Origin of the sequence: Paenibacillus sp. EKM206P (assembly GCF_011066155.1) — a bacterium.
Classification (GTDB): Bacteria; Bacillota; Bacilli; order Paenibacillales; family Paenibacillaceae; genus Paenibacillus; species Paenibacillus polymyxa_D.
Map to the genome: position 1 here is coordinate 65,629 of NZ_JAAMNQ010000004.1, position 24,169 is coordinate 89,797.

General features: G+C 46.5%; 26 protein-coding genes and 2 pseudogenes. 3 read left to right on the forward strand and 25 right to left on the reverse strand.

The features are described from left to right. Positions 1-36 precede the first annotated feature (36 nt). The 11 genes and pseudogenes from G9G53_RS26905 to G9G53_RS10125 all read right to left on the reverse strand — a co-directional run. Positions 37-143 (reverse strand): annotated as a pseudogene (locus tag G9G53_RS26905) (dockerin); the annotation flags it as partial. Beyond that, positions 143-1,300, reverse strand: a complete 1,158-nt coding sequence (locus tag G9G53_RS10080) for an amidohydrolase (protein ID WP_165147279.1) — start codon at positions 1,298-1,300, stop codon at positions 143-145. The gene G9G53_RS10080 and the pseudogene G9G53_RS26905, both read right to left, overlap by 1 nt. A 56-nt stretch (positions 1,301-1,356) precedes the next feature. Beyond that, positions 1,357-2,373: an LLM class flavin-dependent oxidoreductase gene (locus G9G53_RS10085; RefSeq protein WP_165147282.1), complete on the reverse strand. Its 1,017-nt coding sequence runs from the start codon at positions 2,371-2,373 to the stop codon at positions 1,357-1,359. Positions 2,374-2,388: 15 nt separating this feature from the next. Then, positions 2,389-3,141, reverse strand: coding sequence for an amino acid ABC transporter ATP-binding protein (locus tag G9G53_RS10090; RefSeq protein WP_029519121.1), 753 nt, complete (start codon positions 3,139-3,141; stop codon positions 2,389-2,391). Continuing rightward, the gene (locus tag G9G53_RS10095) at positions 3,138-3,848 is read right to left on the reverse strand and encodes an amino acid ABC transporter permease (protein WP_029519120.1); all 711 of its coding nucleotides are present in this window, start codon (positions 3,846-3,848) and stop codon (positions 3,138-3,140) included. The genes G9G53_RS10090 and G9G53_RS10095 overlap by 4 nt, the downstream gene beginning before the upstream one ends. Next, entirely contained in the window at positions 3,845-4,624 is a 780-nt protein-coding gene (locus G9G53_RS10100) for an amino acid ABC transporter permease (RefSeq protein ID WP_029519119.1), read from the reverse strand. Before G9G53_RS10100 ends, G9G53_RS10095 begins: the two co-directional genes overlap by 4 nt. Before the next feature lie 75 nt (positions 4,625-4,699). Next, positions 4,700-5,551: a transporter substrate-binding domain-containing protein gene (locus tag G9G53_RS10105; protein ID WP_029519118.1), complete on the reverse strand. Its 852-nt coding sequence runs from the start codon at positions 5,549-5,551 to the stop codon at positions 4,700-4,702. A gap of 160 nt (positions 5,552-5,711) precedes the next feature. Then, the gene (locus G9G53_RS10110) at positions 5,712-6,602 is read right to left on the reverse strand and encodes a LysR family transcriptional regulator (protein WP_029519117.1); all 891 of its coding nucleotides are present in this window, start codon (positions 6,600-6,602) and stop codon (positions 5,712-5,714) included. A 107-nt stretch (positions 6,603-6,709) separates the two neighbouring features. Beyond that, the gene (gene ssuE / locus G9G53_RS10115; RefSeq protein WP_165147285.1) at positions 6,710-7,240 is read right to left on the reverse strand and encodes an NADPH-dependent FMN reductase; all 531 of its coding nucleotides are present in this window, start codon (positions 7,238-7,240) and stop codon (positions 6,710-6,712) included. Positions 7,241-7,257: 17 nt separating this feature from the next. Further along, a complete protein-coding gene (locus G9G53_RS10120; RefSeq protein ID WP_029519115.1) occupies positions 7,258-8,598 on the reverse strand; it encodes an LLM class flavin-dependent oxidoreductase in 1,341 nt (446 codons plus the stop codon). Between the two features lie 29 nt (positions 8,599-8,627). Next, positions 8,628-8,897 carry a glutaredoxin family protein gene (locus G9G53_RS10125; protein WP_029519113.1) on the reverse strand — a complete coding sequence of 90 codons (270 nt, stop codon included), beginning with the start codon at positions 8,895-8,897 and terminating at the stop codon, positions 8,628-8,630. 272 nt (positions 8,898-9,169) lie between these two features. On the opposite strand from G9G53_RS10125, the gene G9G53_RS10130 reads away from it, so the two are divergent. Continuing rightward, the gene (locus G9G53_RS10130) at positions 9,170-10,039 is read left to right on the forward strand and encodes a DUF421 domain-containing protein (protein WP_069010217.1); all 870 of its coding nucleotides are present in this window, start codon (positions 9,170-9,172) and stop codon (positions 10,037-10,039) included. 87 nt (positions 10,040-10,126) lie between these two features. Here G9G53_RS10130 and G9G53_RS10135 read toward each other — a convergent pair whose 3' ends face one another. The 5 genes from G9G53_RS10135 to G9G53_RS10155 all read right to left on the reverse strand — a co-directional run bounded on the left by G9G53_RS10135 (position 10,127) and on the right by G9G53_RS10155 (position 14,222). Further along, on the reverse strand, positions 10,127-11,251 hold the full coding sequence (locus tag G9G53_RS10135) for a sensor histidine kinase (RefSeq protein ID WP_165147288.1): 1,125 nt from the start codon (positions 11,249-11,251) through the stop codon (positions 10,127-10,129). Next, positions 11,248-11,922 (reverse strand): response regulator transcription factor, encoded by a 675-nt coding sequence (locus G9G53_RS10140; protein ID WP_165147291.1) that lies wholly within the window; start codon positions 11,920-11,922, stop codon positions 11,248-11,250. Before G9G53_RS10140 ends, G9G53_RS10135 begins: the two co-directional genes overlap by 4 nt. Before the next feature lie 60 nt (positions 11,923-11,982). Continuing rightward, entirely contained in the window at positions 11,983-12,798 is an 816-nt protein-coding gene (locus G9G53_RS10145) for an ABC transporter permease (protein WP_029519108.1), read from the reverse strand. Beyond that, on the reverse strand, positions 12,795-13,814 hold the full coding sequence (locus tag G9G53_RS10150; protein ID WP_165147309.1) for an ATP-binding cassette domain-containing protein: 1,020 nt from the start codon (positions 13,812-13,814) through the stop codon (positions 12,795-12,797). The genes G9G53_RS10145 and G9G53_RS10150 overlap by 4 nt, the downstream gene beginning before the upstream one ends. Positions 13,815-13,892: 78 nt before the next feature. Beyond that, positions 13,893-14,222, reverse strand: coding sequence for an antibiotic biosynthesis monooxygenase family protein (locus G9G53_RS10155; RefSeq protein ID WP_013310063.1), 330 nt, complete (start codon positions 14,220-14,222; stop codon positions 13,893-13,895). Between the two features lie 134 nt (positions 14,223-14,356). Between G9G53_RS10155 and G9G53_RS10160 the strand changes: the two genes are divergently transcribed. Next, on the forward strand, positions 14,357-15,217 hold the full coding sequence (locus G9G53_RS10160; RefSeq protein WP_029519105.1) for a LysR family transcriptional regulator: 861 nt from the start codon (positions 14,357-14,359) through the stop codon (positions 15,215-15,217). Between the two features lie 5 nt (positions 15,218-15,222). On the opposite strand, the gene G9G53_RS10165 is transcribed toward G9G53_RS10160, so the two are convergent. After that, positions 15,223-16,410, reverse strand: a complete 1,188-nt coding sequence (locus G9G53_RS10165; RefSeq protein ID WP_165147312.1) for a GTP-binding protein — start codon at positions 16,408-16,410, stop codon at positions 15,223-15,225. A 140-nt stretch (positions 16,411-16,550) separates the two neighbouring features. On the opposite strand from G9G53_RS10165, the pseudogene G9G53_RS10170 reads away from it, so the two are divergent. After that, positions 16,551-17,245, forward strand: a pseudogene (locus G9G53_RS10170) (DMT family transporter); the annotation flags it as partial. A gap of 66 nt (positions 17,246-17,311) precedes the next feature. Here G9G53_RS10170 and G9G53_RS10175 read toward each other — a convergent pair. From G9G53_RS10175 to G9G53_RS10210, 8 genes are all read right to left on the reverse strand, one after another. Next, positions 17,312-17,599, reverse strand: a complete 288-nt coding sequence (locus G9G53_RS10175) for a hypothetical protein (RefSeq protein ID WP_238437775.1) — start codon at positions 17,597-17,599, stop codon at positions 17,312-17,314. A 66-nt stretch (positions 17,600-17,665) separates the two neighbouring features. Next, positions 17,666-18,034, reverse strand: coding sequence for a monovalent cation/H(+) antiporter subunit G (gene mnhG, locus G9G53_RS10180; protein ID WP_165147318.1), 369 nt, complete (start codon positions 18,032-18,034; stop codon positions 17,666-17,668). Beyond that, positions 18,018-18,311, reverse strand: a complete 294-nt coding sequence (locus G9G53_RS10185; RefSeq protein WP_165147845.1) for a Na(+)/H(+) antiporter subunit F1 — start codon at positions 18,309-18,311, stop codon at positions 18,018-18,020. The genes mnhG and G9G53_RS10185 overlap by 17 nt, the downstream gene beginning before the upstream one ends. Beyond that, positions 18,311-18,787, reverse strand: coding sequence for a Na+/H+ antiporter subunit E (locus G9G53_RS10190; protein ID WP_165147321.1), 477 nt, complete (start codon positions 18,785-18,787; stop codon positions 18,311-18,313). Before G9G53_RS10190 ends, G9G53_RS10185 begins: the two co-directional genes overlap by 1 nt. Before the next feature lie 6 nt (positions 18,788-18,793). Continuing rightward, on the reverse strand, positions 18,794-20,269 hold the full coding sequence (locus tag G9G53_RS10195) for a Na+/H+ antiporter subunit D (protein ID WP_165147324.1): 1,476 nt from the start codon (positions 20,267-20,269) through the stop codon (positions 18,794-18,796). After that, positions 20,266-20,601, reverse strand: a complete 336-nt coding sequence (locus G9G53_RS10200) for a Na(+)/H(+) antiporter subunit C (protein WP_165147327.1) — start codon at positions 20,599-20,601, stop codon at positions 20,266-20,268. Before G9G53_RS10200 ends, G9G53_RS10195 begins: the two co-directional genes overlap by 4 nt. A 1-nt stretch (position 20,602) precedes the next feature. After that, a complete protein-coding gene (locus G9G53_RS10205; protein WP_165147330.1) occupies positions 20,603-23,461 on the reverse strand; it encodes a Na+/H+ antiporter subunit A in 2,859 nt (952 codons plus the stop codon). Between the two features lie 47 nt (positions 23,462-23,508). After that, the gene (locus G9G53_RS10210) at positions 23,509-24,150 is read right to left on the reverse strand and encodes a universal stress protein (RefSeq protein WP_165147333.1); all 642 of its coding nucleotides are present in this window, start codon (positions 24,148-24,150) and stop codon (positions 23,509-23,511) included. Between the last annotated feature and the right edge of the window lie 19 nt (positions 24,151-24,169).

The following is a 24,169-nucleotide window of genomic DNA, read 5'->3' on the forward strand; positions in this document are numbered from 1 at the left end:
TTAGCGGGTAGGAAAACGAGAGGTATCCTTCTTAACCTAGCTCCAGGTATAACGCAACATCCAGGTATCCACTCTGTTATTTTGGGAGAATTTCCGGCCCACATAATAGTTGGCACAGGAAAACCACCCCTAGGCTCATGCTCTACTCTATGGATTTCAATGCCGATTCAGCCAGTGAAGCCAGTAGCTTCGCTGTTCCGGGCAACGCACGTTCGTCCAGATCAAAGGCAGGATGATGCCATTCCTGGCTTCCCGCAGTGCCGACAAAGACAAATACACCTGGGATGTTCTTCTGATAAAACCCAAAATCCTCGCTCGCCGAGGACGGTACGGGGCGAACGACTTCCAGACCGACCGCTTCGGCCACCTCTTCCGCGATAGCGGCCAACTTACCGTCATTCAGAACAGGTGGCGGACCCTCGATCCAGCGGATGGTTGCTTTCGTGCTGAAAGCATCGGCAACACCTTTTACGACCTGCTCGAAGCGTTCAGTCACCTGAGCGCGAACATTCTCGTCAAATGTGCGGATTGTTCCGTCCAAATGGGCGCGGTCAGGAATGATGTTCCAGGCGTTGCCACTGTGCAGCTTCGTGACGCTAATGACCGCGCTATCCAGCGGATTAACGCTCCGACTCACAATGGATTGCAGCGCCGTAATGATATGTGACGATACCACGATGGGGTCAATCCCTGCATGCGGCACTGCCGCATGTGTGCTCAGACCCTCCACCTCGATGTAAAAACCATCCGCCGCTGCCATTAGAGGACCTTCTTTGATGCCGACCGTGCCTACGGGCAGGTCTGGCTTGTTATGCAGGCCAAATATGGCCTGCACCCCTGCCAACGCACCGCTGTCCAGCACTTGGGCAGCGCCTTTGGCCTTTTCCTCAGCTGGCTGGAACACCAGCCGAACTGTGCCTTTCAGCTCCTGCTCCCGCTGCTTCAGGAGTATGGCTGCTCCTAACAAGGACGCGGTATGAAAATCATGCCCACAAGCATGCATCTTGCCCGGATGCACCGAAGCATAAGGCAATCCCGTCTCCTCCTGAATAGGCAACGCATCAATGTCTGCACGAAGCGCGACAGTTGGTCCCTCCTGCCGTCCGCCAATTTCCGCTACTAATCCGGTACGCAGCGGCACATCCAGAATCGTTATGTTCTGTTCTTCCAACAGACGTCGGATAAAGGCGGTAGTTTCAAACTCCTCGTTAGATAGCTCGGGATTTCGATGCAGATGGCGGCGAATATCCACCAGTTGCTGCTCCAAAACCTGCTCCTTCGTTCCGGTTGATCCACTCATCCCTATTCCTCCTTCGTGAACCCAAAATAGTTACAATTCTCTCAGACCAACAATTTCTAGGACTGCACAGGCAATCCGGCAAAAGCTTCATGCAACAACTCGAACGAGCGCACGCGCTTGTGTATATCTCTTATTCCTGTCGTAACGATCAGCTCATCGACCTGATACTTCGCTTGAATTTCCGTCAGGACAGCATAAATTTCGTCTTTATTCCCTTTGTTAATTTGCGCTTGTGTAGCTTCAATTGTATATTCTTCACCCGATTGCTTGCCAAACTTTTCTGCACTTTCCAACGTGCCCACCGTAGCCGTCTTGCCACTGGCCAGATGAATTTTGTACAGCTTGTGCTCCCCTGCTAACTCTGCAGCTTCCTCGGAAGTGTCCGCTACGATGACTGAAAGCGCAAAAAGAGCTTTCGGCTCACGTCCATAACTATAATCGAAAGACGCCCGATACGTACGGAATGAGTCCAATGCAACCTGCTCATTACTATTGATAAATTGCGAGAAAACGTAGGGCAACCCCAAACGCGCAGCAATTCCAGCACTGTCTGTACTTGTACCCAAAACGTAAATATCTGCCGGTGTTTCTGGAATCGGATTCGCCTGTAACCCGGCTAACGGTCCTTCTTCAGACGGAATATTATGAATATAGCGACTTACTTCATCAATTTTTTCTTCGAGAGAAGGCGCATCATGAACGTTTCGTTGTAACGCCTGTGTGGATTTCGGCAACCCGCCCGGTGCGCGTCCGATTCCCAAATCTACGCGACCCGGTGCAAGAGAGGACAGCACATTAAAGTTTTCGGCTACTTTATAAGGGCTGTAATGCTGAAGCATCACTCCACCAGAACCGACTTTAATACGCTCAGTGCGTGCCAGCAAGTGGGAAATGAGTACCTCTGGCGAAGAGCCCGCAACCTGCTCGGAATCGTGATGCTCTGATACCCAGAAGCGCGTAAAACCCAATTCCTCTACACGCTGTGCTAGCTTAATCGTATTACGAAGGGCCTGCGCTGCCGTTTCCCCCTCGTGTATAGGGCTTTGATCCAATACTCCGATTTTAATACTCATGTCTCCCTCTCCCGTCTAAATTGAATAGTTATATTCCGGTGTAATCCGTTTCAGGAATTGTTGGGTACGTTCCTCTTTGGGGTGGTTAAAAATGTCGTCCGGTGTGCCTTCCTCGATAATATGACCGCCATCCATAAATACCACATGATTTGAAACATCGCGCGCAAAGCCCATTTCATGTGTAACGACAATCATCGTAATGCCTTCCTTCGCAATCTTGCGGATCACCGACAACACCTCACCCACCAGTTCAGGGTCCAGCGCCGAAGTCGGCTCATCGAACAAAATCACTTCCGGGTTCAGCGCCAAAGCACGCGCTATGCCGACACGCTGCTGCTGCCCGCCGGATAGCTGGCTTGGATAATGATTTAGCTTTTCACCCAGACCGACCTTTTCCAGCACTTCAATGCTAATTTTTTTCGCTTCCTCCTGCTTGACCTTGCGGACAACGACAAGTCCTTCCATGACATTTTCCAGTGCTGTTTTATGCTTGAACAAATTGTATTGCTGGAAAACCATAGCCGTCTTTTGGCGTAGAGCCAAAACATCCTTCTTCGCAGGTCGCTTGCAGTTCACTGTAAAATCTCCAATGCTGACTTCCCCATCATTCGGCTTTTCCAGATAATTAATGCAGCGTAGCAGAGTCGTTTTTCCTGAACCGCTCGGGCCTAAAATAACGACGACCTCGCCTTTGTTCACGGTCAAATCAATGCCTTTAAGCACTTCATGTTTGCCGAACGACTTCGTAATATTTTGCAGACGGATCATGATGCTCGACCTCCATTAAACACATTGATTTTTTTCTCCACCAACCCAGATATTCGCTCGATCAATACCGTCAAGCCCCAAAATAGCAGTGCAGCTGCGATATACACCTCCAAATATTTCCAGTTGGTAGATGCCAGAATTTCAGCCTGTGCCTGGATTTCTGTGACAGAAACCGTGAAAGCCAAGGTAGAGCCATGAAGCATCCCAATAACGGAATTCGTCAGATTTGGCAAACTCACCACGAATGCCTGCGGAAATACAATCCGTCTCAGCACTTGCCACGTCGTCATCCCGACAGCATAAGCCGCCTCGATCTGCCCCTTGTTGACCGATTGAATTCCAGAACGGACGACCTCAGACATATACGCGCCACTGGTAATGGAAAACGAAATGAGTGCAAATACCATATAAGGAACATCTTTGGATTGCAGCGGCCAGCCGAAATGCTTCGCTCCCGCATCAATTAACAAAGGCAAACTGAAATAAATAAGCAGCAAATGCATCAGCATCGGTGTGCCACGGATAAAGGTAACGTAACCGTGGGAAACCTGGGACAACACAGGAACCTTATAGATTCGCGCCAGCGCCGTTATCATACCGATGACCAACCCTGCCAGTACAGAAACCACCGTAATCATTAAGGTGTTGGGCAACGCGGAGAACAACCCTAAAAAGGCAGTATATATAAATCCAAAATCCAGACTCATATGCCTTTACCTCCTTTACTCAGACGAGGACTTCTCAGGTAGCGCACCACAAAACTTTTTCGTTTTTCGGGTTCTTTCTGCACTTCATCCCGATGCTCATGCCGGAGAAGCGTATTTTCCAGCACCCTGAACAATTTTTGTAAAATCAGACTGATGACCAGATAAATAAGGGATAACGCGATGTAGGTTTCAACAAAATGCTGGGTAGCCGACCCTAATGTCTGTGATTTCCCTGTCATCTCCATCGCTCCGATTGTAAATGCCAGCGAGGTATCCTTCAGATTGCCAATCACCAGATTGGAAAATATCGGAATCACCACAGCCAGCGCTTGCGGCATTATGATACGTGTAAAGGTCTGATAGCCTGACATGCCGACGGACTGTGCAGCCTCGATTTGTCCTCGGTCTACTGCCTCTACTCCTGACCTGATAATTTCGGAAATAAAGGCTCCACTATTGAGTGCGTAGGTCGCTACAGCAAACCACAGCACATCCCATCTGGAGGAATTGATATCTACCAGCTTTAGTAGCTCTGGCAGGCCGTAATACACCAGAAACAATTGGATTAGAATAGGTGTTCCGCGAAAAAAGGAAACATACACCTGAGAAACACGTTTGAGAAATGGAATGTTATACATGCGAGGCAGCGCAACCAACAGACCAATGATAAGCCCCAATACAAGCGAGCTTGCTACAATAAACAAGGTGATGTGTAAGTAAGACAGCATTTTCGGGATAAAGCTAAAAACATAGTCAATATTGAACTCTCTGCTCATATGCCTGCCTCCTTTCTATACATCAGCGGTCAGAATACATAGAGTACCCTGACCGTGAAATGTCCAAGTCTATCCTTACTTTTTACTGCTGTTACCTTCCTTTTTCACATCTTCCAGAGACTTCGTGAAATCCTCTCCAAGCCATTTAATGCTCAGCTTCGACAGCGTACCGTCGTCCTTCACTTCCTGAATGGCTTTGTCCAGGTCATCCGCCAATCCTTGCTCATTTTTATTCAGTACATACAGTACATCCGATTGAGTCAAAGGATCACCAACGGTTTTCAGAGCTACTTCTCCTTTTTCATCGGTGTTAAAACGGTTCGCAAAGTCTGTCGTAACGGTAGCATCTATACGGCCACTCGTAATTTGTTGCACCGTATCATTGGCCGCACCACTCGTATAAACGATATTCAGGGCATCTCCATGGTTTTTGTTATATTCTTTTAGCACATACGCCGCATTACTGGTTGGGCTGGTAAGTACCTTTTTCCCTTTCAAATCATCAATGGAATGAATGGTATTGTTATCCTTCGCTACAGCGACTCTGTTCAGAAAAATGCTATATGGATTTTTGTTGAACAGATACTTGGCTTCACGCTCCGGGTTTTTTTCCATTTGATGCGATACCAGATCAATCTTGCCGGCATCGAGACTTAGCAGCAAATTTCCAAAGTCCATCGTTTTGAATTCAAATTCGTATTGAGGTAGGCGCTTGTCCAGCTCCTTGATCAGTTCCACATCAAAACCTGTTAAATTTCCGTTTTCGTCAATAAAGCATACATTTTTGAATTGAGTACCTGTGCCTACGATAATTTTTTTCACGTCTCCGCTTGAACCTGACGCACTGGACGCGTTATCTGAGGAACCGCAGCCTGCCAACACCAGGATGATTGCCATAACAGACAATATTGCAAACCACTTTTTCATATGAATCCCCCTCATCTCTTTGTATATCAGCAGTTTGCGACATACATGGTAGCTATAACATTCTATCATACATAATTCCTATAAGTTTAATCGGTTTTAGGATGTGATTAATTTAACACCTGGATACCTATACGTCAATCCACCAAGCTATAGAACTTTTCTATAACAAAACAGCACTCCGGAAACCTTCTGTCAGTGCATCTGCAAAATCTGAGGTTACTGCACAGTCTTCTTTGGTCGCAATTATGCTAATCTGCATCGACACCCTAGCTATCTCTGGAACATGGATACGGAACAGTTTCTGATCTTTTACTTCACGGTTCACACAGACATCTGGCAAGAAGGCAATACCCGCTTCTTCCAATACCAGCTTTTTGGCCGTGACCACATTGTCTACCTGAAAAGCAATGTCTGGTGGCTGCTCCAGTGATTCAAAAGCGCGATGAATTCTCATCCAATCTAGTGATCCGCATTCAAAAAACACCAGTGTTTCACGTTGAATATCCTGTATGCTGGCCTTTCCTGTCTTCATAAACGGATGGCCGTCGTATACATACAGGGAAATCGGATCTTCATAAAAAGCAAGCGTACGGATAGCCGGATGCATCACTTTACGGACAAAACTAATGTCTACCTCACGGTTCAACAGTTTATGTACCAGTTGATCCGTCGTTGCCGTCACAATTTTGTAGTTAACCTCTGGATAACGGGCACGAAGCTGCTTTAATATCTCTGGAATAATGTAGTTCGACACCGATATCGTGCAGCCAATTCGAATTTGTTGAGGGGCTTTCTTACGCTGTTGGAGCTTTTGCTTCCCTTTTTGCAGCACCTGAAGCATCTGCTCCGCATAAGGAAGAAACTTTCGTCCATACTCCGTCAGAACCGTTTGCTTGCTTTGACGGTCGAACAGCTTACATTCTAGCTCGCGCTCTAGCGTCTGAATCCGGGCTGTAACAGAGGGCTGGGACAAGAACAAGGCTTCTGCCGCCTTATTAAAGCTCCCATAATGATTCACGTATACAAAGGCTTCCATATTCTCGATATTCATACGCAAGTCCCCCAGTAAGTTTTATATACATTTATCCAATAAGTTAACTTGGTTTTTTGTATCATAAAACTCACTGAACGACCTGTCAATGGAAATATTGAAAATATCTATAATTTTAATAGCTCATTTAGTTCTTTAACAGAACGTTCCAACCGTGCAACCAATTCTTCGGACAACCCGTATGCTCCATCTGGCAGACGCTCGACCCACTGATCCACTGCATACACCCCGCCAAGAATATGTCTTCCGCCCAGTGCATTAATAACCGGCTTCAACGCATAGTCAATGACCAGCAGGTGAGCCAGTGTACCTCCGATAAATAAAGGCAAGACAGGTTTCCCTCTTAGCCCCTCCTGCGGAACCAAATCCAGGAATATTTTCAATAGTCCTGAATAGGACGCCTTATAGACTGGAGAAGCCACAATAACGGCATCCGCTGCTGCAATCAATGCAAGTGATGCTGTGACGTCGGGGCTGTTAAAGTTAGCTGTGACCAGATCCTCCGCTGGCAAGTCGACCACATTCAGTAATGTGACCTCCGCTCCAGCCTGCTGCAACTGCTCCGTTGTATAGTGAATCAAGCCGTATAAACGGGATTGTGTAGACGGACTGCCTGATAGGATGACAACCTTGGACATATTTTTTCCTCCTTCTGTTATGCGTCAACCTTCACTTTGGATCTGGCTGCTGTATAGCGGTTCTCAGGAATAGGCACTCCCAGATTTTCGCGCAGTGTACTAAATTCATATTCCTGACGGTAAATACCGCGTTCCTGCAAAATAGGCACAACCAAATTTACAAAGTCATGCAGACCCGATGGTACATCAGAACCAATAATGAATCCGTCTGCTCCTTTTCTATCAAACCACTCCTGCACTCGATCCGCCACCTGCTCAGCGGTTCCGATAAAAGAGGTTCTCGGTGTAGCTGAACGCAACGCAACCTCGCGTAAGGTCAAGTTTTGTTCCTTGGCTACTCGTTTGATTTTATCTGTACCGCTGCGGAACGCATTGCTGCCAATACCATCAAGCTCAGGGAATGGCTCATCCAGCGGATATTGTGAGAAATCATGATGATCGAAGAAACGTCCCAAATATTTTAGCGCAGCCTCAATCGTCACCAGATTAGTGATCTCTTCATACTTACGTTCCGCTTCCTCCGTTGTATTGCCAATAATCGGCGATATGCCCGGCAAAATGACAATATCCTCTTCGGATCTACCATAGCGTACCGCACGTTCTTTCACATCACGATAAAACTGCTGCGCTTCCTCTAACGTTTCATGTCCTGTAAATACAGCATCCGCTTCCTTAGCGGCCAGGTTTTTGCCATCCTCGGAGGAACCTGCCTGGAAAATAACCGGCTGTCCCTGCTTGGATCGTCCAATGTTCAGCGGACCCTGCACAGAGAAAAACTCACCTTTATGGTTCAATGTATGCAGCTTTTCAGGATCAAAAAATACTCCAGCTTCCTTATCACGAACGAACGCATCCGCTTCCCACGAGTCCCACAGTCCTTTGGTAACCTGTAAATATTCCTCTGCAATTTTATAGCGCTGCGGATGCGACGGGTGCTCGCCTTTGCTAAAGTTAAGGGCAGAGCCTTCCAGCGGGGAAGTCACCACATTCCAGCCTGCACGACCTCCGCTAATATGATCAATGGAAGAAAACTGGCGTGCTACCGTGAACGGTTCGCTATAGGAAGTCGACAATGTGCCGACCAGTCCGATATGCTTCGTCACCCCAGCCAAAGCGGACAAAATCGTAATTGGTTCAAAACGGTTTAGAAAGTGGGGAATGGATTTTTCGTTAATGAACAGGCCATCTGCGATAAATACGAGGTCAAACTTTCCTTCCTCTGCCTTTTGTGCCTGCGTTTTATAAAATTCAAAGTTAACACTCGCGTCCGCAGGTACTTCAGGGTGACGCCAAGTCGTCATGCTTCCCCCAACGCCGTGAATAATCGCACCAAATTTAATTTGTTTATTCTTAGCCATAACTCTTCCACCTCTCTTGAACATGATTGTTATACCACTTGATTGTAACTTTCCAGCACTTTACCCAACTCTTCCAGATCCGGGTTGAGCAGGGCTTCATATTTGTTATCCCCGCCTACTTCGACGACAGGAACATAACGAACACCATATTTGGTTTCCAGCACGTCACGCAGCGCATCATTTCCGTCCACTTGGATATTTTCATACGGCTGATTTTGGGATTCCAGGTACGATTTGATCTCTCCACAAAAATGACAGCCGGTTTTGCTCCACAATACAACTTTAGGTTTGGACGACATATACATACCTCCGTGAGCTTAATGTTTATAATTCCGATGAATTAAATAAGGATTATATTTATAATGTATCCTGCCGACCCTTTTCCGTCAATCGCTTGTGTAATAGACATTGCTAATTCAACGATAGAAAATTTTAATCTTATATCGTATTTAATCGGTTTATTGGTAGCTCAGTTATTTAAATTTAGGGGAATTGGAGTTTAAATGTGCCTTGACGCGGATATCCTTGGAATAGTAGCGCCCTTGTGGCGAAATGAAATGGGGTTGAGTAAATGCAGGATTGGGCCGAGGTTGCTATACGCACATTAATGGCTGTCGCTATATTATTTTTAATCACCAAAATTCTTGGAAAACGTCAGGTATCCCAGCTTTCCTTGTTCGAATATATAACAGGAATCACGATAGGTAACCTGGCTGCTACCATTCCTATGGAGCGTGAATCCACCTGGTATCTAGGCCTCATAGCCTTGTCAGTATGGGTACTGACAACACTTGGCATTGAATATTTGCAAATTAAAAGCAAGAAAATCAGAGATATAACAGATGGAAGGACAACAATCCTGATCAAAGACGGCAAAATTTTAGAGGATAATCTGAGAAAGGAACGGCTCACCCTGGATGAACTCATGGAGCAGCTACGAAGCAAGAATGTATTCAAAGTATCTGATGTAGAATTTGCTCTCATGGAAACCAGTGGCGAAGTCAATGTGCTGTTAACCAAAGACAAGCAGCCTGTGACGCTTAAAGATTTGAATATGTTTCAGCTACCGGAGAAGGAACCCACAGCAGTCATTATGGATGGACAACTTATGGAGCAACAAATGGCATATATGGGGATTACTCAACAATGGCTGGATGCCAAGCTAAAGGAAAAGAGCCTGACGGTCAAAGATGTGTTTTTCGCGCAGGTGGACACGCAAGGGGAGCTATATATTGACCCATACAGTGATAATGTACAGATGTCCAAGGCACAGGATTCGAATCAAGCTGTGCTGACGCTGCTGCAGCAATGTACAACCGAGCTGCAAAAACTGGCTACGAATTCCAGCGAACAGCAAAGGAAACAGTTGTATGAGCTATGCTCACACAACTTGAAGGAAGCTATCCAGGAAATGCAGCCGGTAAATTCATCTAAGTCCTGAGCACATACGCATATGCCATAAGAGTATAAGCATGGGAGTTAAAAAGGAGCGTCCTTCAGCCGCTTATGGCTTTGAAGACGCTCCTTTTTATATTACTGTGCCGGTGTACATTTCACAGTTGTTGCTGCCTTTCATTCCTTGCCGGCGCAGCGGCAGCATAACCGTAAATACCGTTCCTTCTCCCACCTTGCTGGATACAGAGATAGAGCCGGTATGCATCTCTGTTATTTTATAAGCAATGGACAGTCCCAAGCCGCTGCCTCCTGCAGTTCGGGCCCGTGACTGGTCTGCTTTATAAAACCGTTCAAAAATGCGTTGCTGATCCTGTTCGTTGATGCCCTGTCCCGTGTCCGCAATGCGGATAACCGCCTGTTCACCGTTACTTGAAAGAGAAACAGATATGCTTCCACCCTGTGGTGTAAATTTAATGGCGTTGTGAAGGAGATTTACCCAAACCTGGCCCATCAGATCCTCGTCCGCGTTGATCTCAACGATATCCACCTCAACAGTCATCTCGATTTTTTTAGCCTCCCATTGCGGTTCGCAGGCGAGAATAAGCGAAATTAGCTGCTTGTCCAGCCGATAAAGGGACGGACGAAACAGATGCCGCTCCGAATCCAGAATCGCCAGCTTCATGAGATTATCGCTTAGCTTGGATAGACGAATACACTCCGTCTCGATGATCGTCAAATACCGGTCTCGCTGTTCACGATCCAGATTCTCGTCCTTGAGCGCCTTGGCGAATCCGATTATCGAGGTCAGCGGTGAGCCGATTTCATGGGATACGTTTGAAATAAACTCCTCCCGCAGCTTTTCCATAGCCTTCAGATTTGCAGCCATATCATTGATACTGTCCACCAACTGTACATAAGGATGCGGCCTCCGATGTTTTCCGTTCCTCCCGCCGAGATCCCAATCCAGATTAATGTGAAAGTCTCCTTGCGAAATACGTTTTAAAGCATCGATCATTTCGGTAAAAGCGTGCTGTTCTCTAGGCTGGAAGAAGCGCCTTACCGTCATACTGATAATACCGAAGAAGAAAAAGCCTAGCGTCGTATTCATAAGAAAGACGAACAAACCATGGGGAGCCCATGACATGTGCGAATAGATCGCCTCCATAATAAAGAACGCGGCAGTCCAGCTGAGATACAGCACCAATAACACCAGCATGAGTCTCGCAAGGATATGGAGGAATCCCGGTTCTCGTTTCATTGCCTTACCTCCAGCCGATAACCCAATCCTCGGATCGTACTGATCCGGAAGGAGTGGCTTGCCTCCGGAAACCGTTCCCGAAGGCGTTTGATATGGACATCAACCGTTCTTTCGTCTCCCTCATAATCATAACCCCAGATCTGTTCGATCAACTGGTCGCGGGTAAAGGTTTTGCCAGGATAGCTGGCCAGCTTGAAGAGCAGCTCAAATTCTTTGCGCGGCAGGGTAAACTCCTTCTTTTCAGCCCGGCATTCAAATGTATCACTCCGCAGGACAAGATCTCCGACAGTCACTGATTTGGAAGCCATGATACGATAACGTTTTAATAAAGCCTTCACGCGTGCAACAAGCACCATGGGGTCGAATGGCTTGACAAGATAGTCGTCCGTTCCGAGCGCGAAACCTTTCACGATCTGTGTCGTCTCGCCTTTAGCTGTAAGCATAAGCAGCGGCAGGTCGGTTTGCTCTCTCAGCTTACGACACAACCCCCAACCATCCATTCCCGGCATCATGATATCAAGAACAAGTAAATCGACCTTGATTTGATCAAAAATGCGCATCGCGTCCAATCCATCCACCGCCTCGACTACCTCCAGACCTTCCATCCTCAAAAAGTGTCCGACCAGTTCGCGAATATGCGGATCATCATCAACGACCAATACACGCGCCATTTCAATCCCCCTAACTAGTTCTGCCTTAAATCTCTCATCCTCGTCAAGAAGACTGCCATCTTATGCTTTACGCATATATGCACGCACCGTAAGCGGCGCGAAAATCGCCACAATGACTGTAGCGCCAAGCAGGGAGATCGCCAGTTCCCCGCCAATCGTTCCCGTATTCGCAAGCTCCCTGACTGCGTTCACAAGATGTGAAATCGGGTTGACGTTCACAAACCACTGTAGCCAACCAGGCATTGTGTCCACAGGCACAAATGCGTTGGAAACAAAAGTGAGCGGAAACAGAACAATCATGGAGATGCCCTGTACACTGGAAGCAGTGCGGGCAATCACGCCAAAGAAGGCGAAAATCCAGCTGACTGCCCAGGAACACACGATGACCAAAAGCGCGGCGATAGCAACACTCAGCAGCCCTCCCTCTGGCCGATACCCCAAAATATACCCCATGGCGAAGGTAAGTACAGTCGCAATAGTATACCGGATACTGTCAGCCAGCAGAGCTCCAGCCAAAGGCGCAATACGTGCGATTGGGAGTGACTTGAACCTGTCGAACACTCCTTTGTCCATATCCTCACGTAGTTGGACGCCGGTAACGACGGAGGTCGAGATCACAGTCTGCACGAGGATGCCTGGAATAATAACCGGCAAATAATGCTGCACGTCTCCTGAGATGGCGCCACCAAAGATATAGGTAAACATAAGTGTGAAAATGATCGGCTGGAGCGTGACATCAAACAATTGCTCGGGAGTATGCCGGATCTTCAGAATGCCCCGGTAGGCCATCGTCATGGAATTGAAGAACGCCTGTCTGAAACTCACAGACTTCTTCAAAGTGCGATCAAAACCTGTCATAACCGTAGTGCTCTTCATGCTCTCGCCCCCTCCCCAGCATGCGCTCCTTGGGACGTCTGCTGCTCGTTTACTTGTGCCCCATGACCAGTGATGGACAAAAACACCTCGTCAAGCGTCGGCTTTTGCACACTCATTTCTGCTAGACGAATCTCTCCAGTACGGAGGGCAATCAGCAGGTCCGTTACCCGATCTGCATTGGCCATCGGAGAAATAATCTTTCCAACTTCCACTGACACGCTGGACTTGACTGAAAGCACCTGTTCAACGATCTGAACAGCTCTCTCAATGTCCTGTTGATTTTGCACTTTGAGTTGCAGAGTCGACGCCCCCACTGCCGCTTTCAGTTCATCCACCGTACCCTCAGCGACTACCCGGCCATGATCGATCACCGCGATTCGGTCAGCAAGTTGATCCGCCTCGTCGAGGTACTGGGTAGTGAGCAGTACGGTGGAACCGGTCTTGACCAGACGCCGGATCGTGTCCCACATCTTGACACGCGTGCGCGGGTCTAGTCCGGTAGTCGGCTCATCCAGGAAGATCAGCGGCGGCTTAGCGATGAGACTGGCGGCCAAGTCCAGTCGGCGGCGCATGCCTCCCGAAAAATTTTTTAACGGTCGCTTGGCTGCTTCGGCCAAGCCAAATTCCTCCAACAGCTCCGCTGCCTTATGACGCGCCTCGGCACGTCCCAGTCCAAGCAGTCTAGAGAAGATGATCAAGTTCTCAGTAGCGCTAAGCGACTCATCGACCGATGCGTATTGGCCTGTTACCCCGATCAATTGACGCACAACCTGCGGCTCCTTTACTACATCGTGCCCGAAGATACGCGCTGATCCACCATCAGGTCGCAATAACGTTGACAGCATTCGGATGGTAGTCGTCTTACCTGCTCCATTAGGGCCGAGCACACCGTAGATCGTGCCAGCATGGACATTCAAATCGACACCGTCAACCGCATGCTTATCACCAAAAGTTTTAACGAGTCCCCTTGCTTCAATGGCCAAGGTCTCTTTTTTGTCTGTATAATCCACATTCATATCCTCCCTATACGGTTTCTATAGCGAGGATAACCCACGTTTATGAACTGAATATGAATAGAAAGATATTGAACCTATTTACACTGTAAAAAAATAATCTCGTTCTACCTTGCTCACTCTTAAACCAAATGTTTTATACCACTCGGATTTCCCTTTTTCCTGCGCTACCTTGTGCAGCTCGTTATGTTTCCAATTTTTTATAGCGTCTAGAGACTCCCAATAGGAAACTGTGATGCCTACTCCATTGTGATCACGAACACTTTCCACACCTAGAAAACCAGGCTGCTCGGCAGCCAGTTCCACCATTTTGTCTCCCATCACTCCGTATCCGCCATCTCCTTCCGTACGTTCAGAAGTAAAGATAGCCGCATAATAGGGTGGCCGAGGAGTTTTAGCAATTGAGTTCATATGTTCCTCCTAAAACAAAAATATATAACCTTTCTTTCATTTGATTATAATCATAAATATTAAATAAAAAAAATGAATATATCTGATATGATACATGAATATATTTCATTAAAAAAATAGGAGTGAACAGGAATTTGTTTAAATATAAGATTTTTCTTTGCGTAGTTGAAATGGGAAGTTTCACAAAGGCCGGGGAAGTTTTAAATCTTACACAATCGGCAATCAGCCATGCGATCTCTGGATTGGAACATGAATTAGGGTTGACTCTTCTGATCCGAGGTCGTTCAGGCATCAGATTGACCAATAACGGAGAAAGATTGATGAAGCAATTTAGAGAGATCGTACAAATGGACGAAAAGCTCTACCAAGAGGTAGCTCTAATTAAAGGATTGGAAATCGGAACCGTAAAGATCGGCACATTTTCAAGCGTCTCTATTCATTGGCTGCCCCGTATTCTAAAAAAATTCAATGAGCAGTTTCCTCTTATTGAAATAAAACTGCTCGATGGGAACTACCATGAAATTGAGAGCTGGATAATCAGTGGGGAGGCTGATTTCGGCTTTGTGAACCTCCCCACGCTAGACACATTAGAGGCGTTGCCCTTAAAAGAAGAAAGCATGCTTTGTCTACTTCCTTCCGATCATATTCTGGGAAAGCAAGCCTCCATTCGAGTAGAACAGCTCAGAGATGAGCCTTTTATTATGCCTGTTGCAGGCTGTGACACCGATGTAAGGAATATTTTTTCACAGCATAATATGTCACCTAAAATCAAATATGAATTAGAAGATGACCATGCGATTATGGCTATGGTGCAGAATGGACTAGGCGTGAGTATTCTTCCTGAAATGATCCTGTCTCACATTCCTTACGACATCTCTATTCGTCCATTGGATGAGAGGCATTCCCGTACTATCGGTATCGCTACCGCTTCCTTAAAAAATGTTTCTCCAGCAGCTAAAAAATGTATGGACTTTATTAATGAATGGATCAACTAGCTTCATCATGTCGGCCAAGGAAGCGGATTTTCAAAACTGGACCAGTCCATATCCATTTCATTATCGTTCAGCAGACATTCATCTAGCTCTTCTTCCAAGTCCGGTCGATTCATTCCGATACCGATCATGACGATTTCGTTCATGCGATCGCCCCATTGTTCATCCCATTGGTCCAGAGCCTCAGGGTCAGCTGCAACGATCTCCTGCCGTTCTTCTTCGGATAATGCAGCAAGCCAGCTTCCCGCAGGGCCAAATTGAATAGATGGTCCTGCCTGACTAATACTCGCTGCCCAATCCTGCGGGGTTGCAATCCAGGCCAAACCTTTGGCGCGAACGATCTCCTCCGGCCAATAGTTCATAAATTCAGCCAATCTTGCAGGATGAAATGGTCTTCTACGACGATATACAAAGGAATTTATCCCATATTCGTCCGTTTCCGGTGTATGGCTTTCAAGCTCCAGCTCCCGAATCCATCCAGCGGATTGACTAGCCTTGTCAAAATTGAACAGCCCTGTATTCAAAATGTCCGAAGGAGCGACCTTTCCCTTGGAAGTACGAATGATTCGGGCTTCAGGCTGTAATCTCCGCAGCACACCCTCCAGCTTATCCAGCTCAGCAGACTGAACCAGATCGCACTTATTCAGAATCAATACATCACAGGTTTCAATCTGGTCTATGAGCAAGTCCGAGATATCACGCGTGTCGTCTTCACCAGTAGCCTGCCTACGATCCAGTAACGTTTCTCCTGATTCAAAATCATGCCAGAAACGGTTCGCATCGACTACGGTCACCATGCAATCCAGTTTTGCCAGCGATGCCAAATCAATGCCAGTTCCTTCATCGGCGTACGTAAAGGTTTGAGCGATTGGCACAGGTTCACTGATGCCTGTAGATTCGATTAAAATATAATCAAACTCGCCTTGTTCCGTCAGTTTCTTGACCTCCACCAATAAATCTTCACGCAATGTACAGCAAATACAACCATTAGACAACTCGACCAGTTTTTCTTCTGTTCTGGACAAGCCGCCCTCTTTTTTAACCAGCTCAGCATCTATATTCACTTCACTCATGTCATTGACGATGACTGCCACTTTCATTCCGTCCCGATTGTTTAATACATGATTCAAAATCGTTGTTTTTCCTGCACCCAAATATCCGCTCAACACTGTTACTGGTATTGCTTTCTTATTCATCGCTGGTACGCTCCCTTGAATATCGGCTTTCTCTTCTATAAATCGTAATAATTACTATTAATATCAACTTTCAGTAATATACAGCATCCCTTTTGCCTTGTCAACTGTGAAGAAACTCTTGAAATGAATAATCTAAGGTTGCTTCGTTGCGATATCTGTTTATGGTTCCTATTCTAGTTGTCATTGTGATAACCCAACAAAAGCTAGCCTCTTTGGAAAGTCATGACGAAACAACCAGGAACGTGGTTGTGGTGGAGCTTCATCGGATTTGGCTTATTTTATGCTCCGCTATGCTTCGCATCGGCTTATTCACCGGGTTGGTTGATTGCGGGAACCCGGCAAATTACCATTATTTCTGGTTCTTTGCTTGTCCCTTTATTTTCGGAATTCTGCCTGTCATACTCGCCTCATTCGCCTATCCATTAGGTAATCGCAAAATGATGGAAGTCTGCGCGGGACGATTGAATGCCTATCAACGTGTGCTCGGGATGACATTGGCTAGCTTACCCTTCTGGTTATTGCTTTCGTTATATGGAGTTTTCAGCGCGGGAATGCCAAGTAAGGAACAGACGGTACAGTCCGCCTTGGTGGCTGTGTTTTTCAGGGGTGATCGCTACGGTTTTATTTTTTAAAGCTACAGATCAGGTTCGTGGAAATATGCAAAAGCTGGGACCGTAGAAGCAACACAATCTCTGGAAGTTCTTTATGCATTAATGGGAGAATTATTTTTTTGTATATCCCCATGCCGTCTCCTTTATCATGGATGGGTATGTTCATCGTCATCCTCGGCATGATTCTGCGCAGTTATGTAACACATGCTAAAAGCTTTATGTAACTTCAAGCATTAGAAAAAGACCGCAAAATAGATGCGGTCTTTTTAAATTTCTTATATCGAACGATCTTACTTTTCTACATTTTTTTTGAATTCGATCATAAAGTCTTTAGGATCTGATTCTACAGTATAAGGGAATACACCTTGTTTCGTATGCAAATAAAGAACACCATGGCCCTGCCCGATACTTTTAAACGATATATCATATACCTCATTGAGAGAAAACTCCCGGTACGCTGATACAATTTTAGTTGTATACAAGTGTAAAACTCGACGATGAATGACTGTTTCCTGTTTTAACGGAGTTACGATCCTTTCCGCTTTGTAATACGGCTGGACTGAAACAATATTGTGCACACGATCCCTCCACATTTATTATCAATCCAGACGGACATGACGCAAATCCTGCACTATGGGCTGCTTTCATTTTGGTTGTTTTGAAGACGTATTTTGTTCCAATACCGGCGCCAACTCATCCTGAACACTGTTTTCCCATAGAGGGACTCCCGAACGGTAGGCAGCTCTTCCATTTAGATGTCCGGCTACGGGAGAAGTGATAAAGACAAATACAATGGCAAGCAGTAATTTGATACTGACCACGTCTACATAAAACAAAAAATAAAGAAAGGCTCCTGTTAATACGCAAAGCACGCCAAGCGTTGCACTTTTGGTTGCGGCGTGAGAACGTAAATAAACATCTGGCAGCCGCATCAATCCAAACGCGCTCAATCCACAGAACAGAGCACCGAGTAAAACAAGGATCGCAATAAGCAACTCACCGATCAAGTTCATCACCCCCAGTATCTATGACGGCGTCTCTTTCTATATATCTCGCCAATGCCGTTGTTCCTATGAACGTCAGTATTCCTATAACAAGAACAATCTCAATAAAATCCTGTGTCCTCAGCTGCATGCAGATCACAGCAATCATAGCTAGCAGATTTATACCTATCGTGTCCAGCGATGCTACCCTATCCGGACGTGTCGGTCCTTTAATCAAACGGTACAAGCAACCTAATATGGCTAAGGAGAGAATAGCCAGTGATGCAGTCAAAAGTGCCGAAACTATCACTGTGTCACCTCCATGATCGCTTTTTCAAATGTCCCTCTAATTTGCTCAGAAAGCAGTGTCGCGTCCTGTATGTCCATGGCATGAATATACAGCATTTGACCTTCTCCAGATACTTCTAGAGTGAGCGTTCCTGGTGTCAGACAAATGAGGCACGATAAAATAGTGATCTCCCAATCTGACTTTAGGGCGGTCTCATAGGCAAAAATGCCTGGGCGGATCGTCAGCTTCGGGCGGAGAATATGATGGATAACCGCAAAGCTGGAAACGATCAGTTCCCGCATAAACAGAAGTAGCAGCTTTAGGATGGCCCATATACGCTTCAGGTAGAAAGGTTCTGGACGGAATTTACGCAAAACAAGCAATATGGCTATCCCTAGCAGAATGCCCATGGTGAACCGCGACCCTGACCAGTCGTTGTTAAGTAGCATCCAGAGCAACGCAATCATCAGATTTAATAATATTTGAAAGACCATCTTCATCTACTCCTTTATTACAGCTTCGATGTATAGCGCGGGATGAGCCAGCACATCCCCGGCTTGTGCAACATAGGAATAGACCCAATCCGCCCCGATGCCCATCAATATAACCAGAACGAGCAAACCGGCCGCCACAGCATTCACACTTTTTAGCCCTATCCTCGGCAAGTCGCCTTCGGGTTCATTCCCCCAAAATGCAAGCCTGAATACTTTGATCAGCGAATACAGCACAAGGAAACTCGAGCCTAGCCCAATCAAGGATAATGTCAGCATTCCGGCATCCAGTCCGCCCCGAGTGATCAACACTTTACCGGCAAACCCGCTGAGCGGTGGAATACCTACAAGTGCAAGGGCCAGTGTAAAGAACATCCAGCCGATTAAGGGATAGCGTTTGATGAGGCCCCCCATATCTTTTAATTGGTCCGTTCCCGCTGCAGTGATAATGATGCCCCCAAGAATAAACATTAATCCTTTCGCCAACATATCGTGCAGCAAATAGAAAACCGCCCCATTCAATGCATCTGGTGTCGCTGCAGCCAGACCGAAGGCCACAAAACCTATACTGATAATGACGTTGTAATTAAAAATACGGGGAATATCATTATAAGCTACCGCTCCCAGTCCTCCCAGAATCATCGTAGCCGCCGCCATCCAGGCGATCCACGTATGCGTGAGTCCGGGATCATTCACAAAAATAAGAGTAAAGGTCCGAATGATTGCATACAGTCCCACTTTTGTCAGTAACGCACCGAACAAGGCCCTTATAGCAGACGGCGGCGAACTGTAAGAACCCGGCAGCCAGAAAAAGAGGAATAACCCCGCCTTCAATGCGAACACAATCAGGAACAGAACAGCGATCACATTGAGTACGCCGCCCTGCCCCGCTTCAGCAACCCGCTGAGACAAATGAGCCATATTCAGGGTGCCTACAGCCGCATATAGATAAGCAACTGCCGCCACAAAGAGTGTGGAAGACACAATGTTAATAAGCAAATATTTGGATGTTTCCCGAAGCTGGAGCTTCGTTCCCCCCAGTGAAATTAAGGCATAGGAGGAAATCAGCATAACCTCGAAGAAAACGAACAAATTGAACATATCTCCTGTAAGAAATGATCCATAGACACCTACAAGCAGGAAGTGAAAAAAGGTATAGTAATAAAAACGCTCCCGTTCTGCCCCTATACTGCGGAAGGAGTAGAGGAGAATACCCAAGCTTACCACTGAAGCGGTCAGCACAAGCAGAGCCGCAAACATGTCCCCCACGAACACAATGCCATACGGCGGCACCCATCCCCCCATTTGCAAAGTTTGTATACCCCCGCTATGAATGCGGTAAATCAGCACAAGAGCACTTATAATATTCAAAATGGCGCTAACTGTACTAATGAGCCGCTGAAGCAGAATCTTCTCCTTCAGAAAAATCAATATAACGGCGGTACACAAGGGAATTAAAATCGGTAGTGCCAAGAGATTGGTCATTGTTCTTCCCCCTTAACACTGTCGATTTCATCGGTGCCCAACGTCTGGTATGAGCGGTAAGCAAGCACGAAGAAAAAGGCAGTGACTCCAAAACTGATAACGATAGAGGTCAGAATTAACGCCTGCGGTAAAGGGTCCACATAAGTTTCCGCTTTACCTCCTAATACTGGAGCAGCTCCCGTCTTTAGTCCGGCCATCGTCAGTAGCAGCAGATGGACGCCATGTGTTAGCAAGGAAGTACCCAAAACAATACGCAGAAGACACTTAGATAGAATCAGGTACACTCCAATTGTAAATAAAATACCGACTGCTACAGCCATAATCAGTTCCATTTCACTCATCCCCCCCTATGGTAAAAATAATACTCATGGTCACACCTACTACAGCCAGGTATACCCCCAGATCAAAGAGGACTGCTGTAGCCAGCTCGGTATCACCCATAATAGGCAGATCGAAATGGCCAAAGGCATGGCTGAGAAAAGGGGCTCCGAAAACAAACGAGCCAGCCGCAGTCAGAATTGCAATGAGCAGCCCCACCGCCGTGATCATGCGGTAATTCACCGGAAGGACTTTACGAACCGTGTCCATTCCGAAGGAGATCGCCATCAAAATAAGCGCAGCTGAAGTCATCAGCGCTCCGATGAAGCCACCTCCCGGATTATTGTGTCCGGCAAAGAACAAATACATTGAGAAGGTGAGAATCACGATTATGATAACCTTGGACAGGGTTCGCAGGATCACATCATTACTCCGGAGCGGAAAGGCAATTCCCCCCCCCTTCTTATTTTTGTTGGCGGGTGAAATACCAGGCTCCATTTTCAAGTTAATCAAGGCATAAATGCCGAGGGATGCAATAGCGAGAACCATAATTTCGAATAAAGTATCGAATCCCCGGAAGTCAACGAGAATGACATTGACTACGTTTTTCCCTCCGGCCAAGGAATAGCTTTCTTTAAGGAAAAACTCCGAAATGGGAGCGAATGGACTACTGCCCATGGCTGCCAGCGCAATGAGTGTCATCGTAATTCCTACACCTACAGCGATAATCAAATTCGGCAATCTAAAGCTCAGACGCTCCTTATCCTTCTTTAACTTTGGAAGATACTTAAAGCACAGAAGGAACAGAATGACGGATACTGTCTCCACGATCATTTGTGTTAACGCAAGATCCGGTGCGCGGAAGATAACAAACAGCAGGGTCACCATGTACCCGACTGCACCGGTGAACAAAATCGCGTTGACCCGCGACTTGGCAAAGGGTACGGCAAACGCTGCTAGAAGCATTACAACAACAATGACAGCCTCATAAAAGGCCAACGGAGCATAGTGGCCCATACCCAGCGATATCCCTTGCGTCCCAAGCATCACACTTCCCAAGGCAATGACGAAAAAGCCAAATATATAAAGCAAATAGTGTCTGTTTGATCCCGTCATATAGAGATTTGTGAAGCGGTTCGATCCACGCTCCAGCACTTGAAGAGATCCATCATACAAGAGATTAAGAAAATTGCTACCGTTCCATTCCCGATCCAGAATCCGCAGTCGGGTGTATCTTCTATAGAGAAGTGTCCCGGCAGCGATAACACCCAGTGTCATGAATATCTCAGGTGTCCAACCATGCCAGAAATGTATGGAGACACCGAAGGTTTCCACTGGCGACAATAGCTCATTATAGATCGAGCCCATAGCCGGCTCAATCAGAGAATAAGACAAGAGATCAGGAAATAAGCCGAATACCACAGCGAGTGAAACCAGCAGGACTGGGGAAATCAACAGACCCAGCGGTGCTTCATGCGGTATTTTATCGAGCTTCTCCGGCTGAAGCTTACCCGTAAAAGTCTTAAAGACCAGAATCATACTGTAAACAAAAGTGAATACACTGGCAATCCATGCAATCACCGGAATTAGAATCATCCACGACTGTGTATTCAGAACATCCAACTCCCGAATATTCAACACAGCGGTAAAGAACATTTCTTTACTCAGAAAACCGCTGAATGGTGGTAACCCTGCCATGGAGAAAGCCCCCATCAACGCCACAGAAAAGGTGACCGGCATTAAGGATATTAAACCGCCGAGTTTGCGCAGATCCCGAGTGTTCACCTCGTGGTCGACAATACCAACCACCATAAATAGAGAGCCTTTAAAGACGGCATGGTTGATCAGATGAAAGATGGCCGCCGCAGTAGCCGTCGTATAGAATAACGACTCCTCTGTACCAGAAAAAAAGGCAGAAGCCGATCCCAGCCCGAGCAAACACATAATCAGACCGAGCTGACTAATGGTGGAATAGGCAAGCAGAGCTTTAAGATCTGTTTGTTTAATCGCTTTAAACGATCCATAAAAAAGCGTGACCAGACCGGAAAGTGAGACCAACCAGAACCATTCGGACTGACCAGCGAATACGGGGCTAAGACGCGCCACAAGGTATAACCCCGCCTTAACCATTGTAGCTGAATGCAGATAAGCACTGACAGGTGTCGGTGCCTCCATGGCATCGGGCAGCCAGATGTGAAAAGGAAATTGTGCGGACTTAGTGAATGCCCCCAGTAGAATCAGCAGCATCGCCGGAATAAACAACGGGGACTCGGTCAATAAGCCGACTTGGGCTATAATCTCCCGAATGCTGTACGTTCCACTCATTACGTAGAGCAGATTGAACCCCGCGAACATCGCCAGCCCGCCAAAGACAGTGATTAGCATCGACTTCAGCGCTCCATAACGGGATCTTTCCCGTCGGTGCCAAAAGGCGATCAGCAGGAATGAAGTAATACTGGTTAACTCCCAGAATCCATATAGAACCATCAAATTGTCGGACAAAACGACACCAAGCATTGCTCCCATAAACATGAGCAAATAGATGTAGAAATGGCGAATCGCTTCCGTCCGCTTATTAAGATAATAAATGGAATACAAGATCACCAGCGCACCCATCCCCGTAATCAACAGAGCAAACAGCAGGCTGAGTCCATCCAGATGCAACGTAATATCAATCCCAAGCGAAGGCATCCAAGATATAGTTGACATCGTATCATTTCCAGCCTGAATGTTCGATATCCTTGTCAGGAAATACAGGAAAAGAGCTGTGGGTACGGGCAAGACTGTCCAACCTGTATGAAAGCGCGAAATGCCCTTGGTCAACGGGATTAGAACAGCCAGCAGAAATGGAATCAAAATTGCAGCATGCAACACAGTCGAGCACTCCCCCTATATAAACTTAATTTTTTGTATATGAACTTCTAGGAATGCGGCTTTACCCATTCACTTTGTAGAATTCTCAAATACTGGGCTTCGCCATTTCTAACGATTTTGAATAGACCGCTGTTGAAATCAGTATCCAGCTCACGAAAAAATATCCCTTTGATCGTATCTTCTCCACCAGGCTCTTCACTCAGTACATAACTTCCATCCTGCTTCACCAAATAAGCGGAAAATCCCTTCTCATGTGAGTGCTCTAAAAGCTCGGGATAACGCTGTACAGCCACAATATGAAGATCAATAGGACCCAGTTGTTCAATCAAATCGTTGACAAAATTACCACGGGTAATCTCTTGCCATAGCGTTTGACTGGACTGGCCGATGATGATTTGAGTAACCTTTTTTTCCTGGGCTGTCTCCACAATCACCTCAGCTGTCTTTTTCCCATTGCATTTACGAATCAGAAACGCTCCTCCAGCATCTTTAGTCTGCTCTTCCCATCCCGAGAGGTATTGTTCCTTGTTTTGGTTGTATTCATGATCTGTGGTTGCATCCACTGTAAGCACATATAAAGGAGCCCCGAGTAACCGGGACAACTCGCTGCCTCTTTGAATTAACCGCTGTCCGTGCGGACCATAATGGACACACACCATAATGCTCTCATTGTTCATCTCCGCCATCATTTTCTCTGCCTCCTGTTTC